Genomic DNA, 3,719 nt, shown 5'->3' with positions numbered 1-3,719 from the left:
TTCAACCTGCCGTTTTCCTGCCGGAATCGCTTACCGGCATGGAATTGCTGGAAAACTTCAAAAACTCCGGCGTGCAGCTGGCGTTCATCGTTGACGAATATGGCGAAGTGCAGGGCATCGTCACATTGCAGGACGTCATGGAAGCGATTACAGGGGAGTTCAAGCCGCATCGTGCCGAAGACGCATGGGCGGTACAGCGTGACGATGGTTCCTGGCTGCTGGACGGACTGATTCCGGTGCCGGAATTGAAAGACCGCTTGAGCCTGAAGGAAGTGCCGGAGGAGGACCGGGGGCGCTACAACACTCTAAGCGGCATGGTGATGTTATTGCTGGGAAAGATTCCGCAAACGGCCGACACGTGCGAGTGGGAAGGGTGGCGCTTCGAGATCATCGATCTGGACGGCAAACGTATCGACAAGGTGCTTGCGACACCGCTTCCGCCGCAGCCGGACGATATCGAGGTGCCGGTGATCAGGGAGCTGGCATAAGCCCAAATAGGCCAATTCCGCGAGAGAATCCCGGCACGATGCTGCTAGGAAATATAGGACAAAGCCAAACCGGCTGCAGCGCATGCGGCTAGTAGTTTGATCGTGCCGACCTTGAAGCGGAAGAGGGCGATACACGCGCCGGCCGTAATGGCGATGGCGACAAAATCCCATTCCTGAAATGGCCTGGCCAGACGGAATACATGCTCCGCGAAGAACAGCGCCAGGCTAACGACGACGCCGACCACTGCCGCGGAAATGGCGGTCAGCGGCGCGGTCAGGCGGATATTGCCGCGCGTCGATTCGACCAGCGGACCACCTGCCAGAATGAAGACAAACGACGGAAGGAAAGTGAAAAAAGTCGCCACACAGGCGGCCGCGGCGCCGGCAATGAACAGTGCATCACCGCCGAACAACTGCTTGGTCCAGCCGCCGACAAATCCGACAAAGGCGACAATCATGATCAGCGGTCCCGGCGTAGTTTCGCCTAGCGCCAGGCCATCGATCATCTGGGCCGGCGTCAGCCATTGATAGGTTTCCACGCCGCCCTGATACACATAAGGCAGAACTGCGTACGCGCCACCGAAGGTCAGCATCGCCGCCTTGGTGAAAAACCATCCCATCTGGGACAAGGTCCCGCCAACGCCAAATTGCGATGCGATCACACCCCATGCAAGGACGCCGATCGCGATGCCGGTTACCGTCACCCAAACCAGCTTGGCCCAGGAGAAGCGGGCATGCTCCGGGGTCGGCGTGGCATCATCGATCAGTGCCGGTCCGAAAGAATGTTTCGCCGCCGCGGCATGTCCGCCGCCGGCCGCAAATCTTTCAGGGGCGACCCGCCCGCCGATCAACCCGATCAGCGCCGCGCAAATGACGATCACCGGAAACGGCACGCCCAGCCAGGCGATCGCCGCCAAGGCAGCAACCGCAATAGCGATCGTCCAGCCGTTTCTGAGCGTCCTTGAACCGATGCGCCATGCCGCCGCCAGCACGATCGCAACCACCGCCGGCTTGATGCCGTACAACACTGCCGCAACCGACCTGACGTCGCCAAACGCCAGATAAATCCACGACAGCGCGATCAAGATCAGAAGCGATGGCAGCACGAACAACGTACCGGCCACGATGCCGCCCCATGTGCGATGCATCAGCCAGCCGATGTATACAGCAAGCTGCGTCGCTTCCGGCCCCGGCAGGACCATGCAGTAATTGAGCGCGTGCAGAAAGCGGTGCTCGGATATCCAGCGCCGCTTCTCTACCAGGTCGGTATGCATCAGCGCGATCTGGCCGGCGGGCCCGCCGAAACTGATGAAGCCGAGTTTCAACCAATACCAGAATGCTTCGGACAAGGTAATCGCTGCAGGCCGTTCGTCGGCGGACGCCGTTATTGTCATGTTGTCGTCGGCTTGAATGCCGCTTATGGTGTGAATTGGATCGCCTACGCGCCACTGGAGTTTTCAGGGTGGCATGTCGGCAGGCAAGGTAATCCTGCGATGATAATCTTCACTGACCATGCCAAGTCAAGGCCGCCATGCACATCGTCGCGGCGCGTTCATGAGAAAAGGGGCCGAAGCCCCTTTCCTTTTGGTCCGTTTGTACAAAAGCGGACGGTTTAGCGCCGTGTCTCCACCTGAACCAACGGCTCATTTGACGGTGGCGGCAGCGGCTTGCGTTGACGCGGCGTGCGGGGAGCCGGCACGATGCGGGCGGCGGCTTCCTGCGCCAACCGCAGCTTTTCCGGATCGGTGACAGCGAGCGTCAGGCCGGCTGCCGCCAATACTTCACGCAAACTGTCCGTCGGCAGCGGCGCTGGTGCCGTAGCGGTCGGTGGAACCGATTCCTGAACGGGAACGGCTACTTCCGGCGCAGATGCCGAGGTCACCGGTTCCACGGCAGCGGCTACGATCTCTGGAGCCTGTTGCGGGGCCACCGATTCTTCAGATGCGGGTGCTGTACCCGAAACCTCCGTCGGCTCGAATTGTGCGGCGGCTGTTTCTGCCGTCGCGGCATCCCCATGGAACTGGTCGGTAGCGACCGGTGCCATCTGTTCGTTAGCGACCGGGGCGGCCTGTTCCTCGGCCGGGGTTTGCGCCGCCGCTTCGTGCACCGAAACCGTGGTGGTTTCCACGGTGGTCTCGACGACCGAGGTGCGAGTTGTCTGCACTTCGATTGCACCGTTGTCCGCGGCGGCGCTGGACATCGCCACTTCGGCGATCTCGAGTTGCACTGTCTTGGTTTCCAGAACGGCATCAACGTCCGCATCGCCTTCGTTAGCGGCCGTCATGTTTTCCGTACCTTCTCCGTTCTCGCGGTCTCGGCGATTGCGGTTACGGCCACCACGGCGACGGCGACGGCGACGCTCTTCGCCTTGCTCGGTGTTTTCTTCTTCCAGCATATTGATCGACGCCTGTACCGGGTCGGCGATGTCCGCAGCAGTCAATGCCGGCACCTGGGGGGCATGGCTTGCCGTTTCCGGAACGACTGCTGCAAGTACGTTGACCGGCAGTTCCTCGACCTTGGTTTCCTTGTTGCGGTCTTCGCGCTGGCGCGGCTGCCGTTCGCGGCGCGGTTCGTTGCCTTCGCGCGGCGCTTTCGGCTGACGGGGCGCTGGTGCGTCCGATGCGGCCTGAATCGCCGGTGCCGGCTTCGCCACTGTTTCACGCGGTTCCCGGCTGTTATCGCGCTCGTCGCCTTTTTCGCCCTTCTCGCGTCCATTGCGGCCACGGCCGCGACCTCGCGTACTACGTCCGGCGCGCTCGCCGCGCTCCCGCGTCGGCTGCGGTTTCTCTTCCACCACGGGGGCGGGTGCGGCAACCGGTGTAACCGGTTTTTTGCGGAAGAAGCCGAACATGCGGCTGAAGAAGCCTTGCTCGGCAGGCGGCATGACCGGCGGTGCTACGGGAGCGACCGGCTCGACGGGCTTGCGTTCGACGATTGGCGCAGGCTGGTCCGGCGTGATGCCCTTGACCACCGCTTCCTGGCGTGGACGTATTTCTTCTTTCTGGCGCTTGTTGTAACCGATATCCGTATCGGCCTCTTCGGCCATGTTGTAGCTGGCCTGCATTTCCTCGAGACGCGGATCGTCGTGCTTGAGACGTTCGAGCTTGTAATGCGGTGTTTCGAGATGCTTGTTCGGGATCATGACGATCGTCACGCGATGACGCGTCTCGATCTTCAGGATTTCGCCGCGCTTTTCGTTCAGCAGGAAAGCCGCGACATCGACAGGCGCCT

General features: G+C 61.5%; 2 protein-coding genes and 1 pseudogene. 1 reads left to right on the top strand and 2 read right to left on the bottom strand.

Annotation, left to right across the window (positions count from 1 at the left end):
* Positions 1 to 488: transporter associated domain-containing protein (locus VGU61_RS04655; protein ID WP_326857932.1), on the top strand; the 488-nt coding region annotated here is incomplete at its 5' end.
* Between the two features lie 44 nt (positions 489 to 532).
* Here the strand turns inward: VGU61_RS04655 and chrA are convergent.
* Complete coding sequence (gene chrA, locus VGU61_RS04650) at positions 533 to 1,882, bottom strand: chromate efflux transporter (RefSeq protein WP_326857931.1); 1,350 nt, start codon at positions 1,880 to 1,882, stop codon at positions 533 to 535.
* Between the two features lie 218 nt (positions 1,883 to 2,100).
* Positions 2,101 to 3,719 (bottom strand): annotated as a pseudogene (locus VGU61_RS04645) (ribonuclease E/G); the annotation flags it as partial.

It is taken from the genome of Noviherbaspirillum sp. (assembly GCF_035944575.1).
In the GTDB taxonomy this organism is placed as follows: Bacteria; Pseudomonadota; Gammaproteobacteria; order Burkholderiales; family Burkholderiaceae_D; genus Noviherbaspirillum.
Note: the sequence above shows the minus strand (reverse complement) of the source record. Positions and strands in the feature narration are given on the sequence as shown.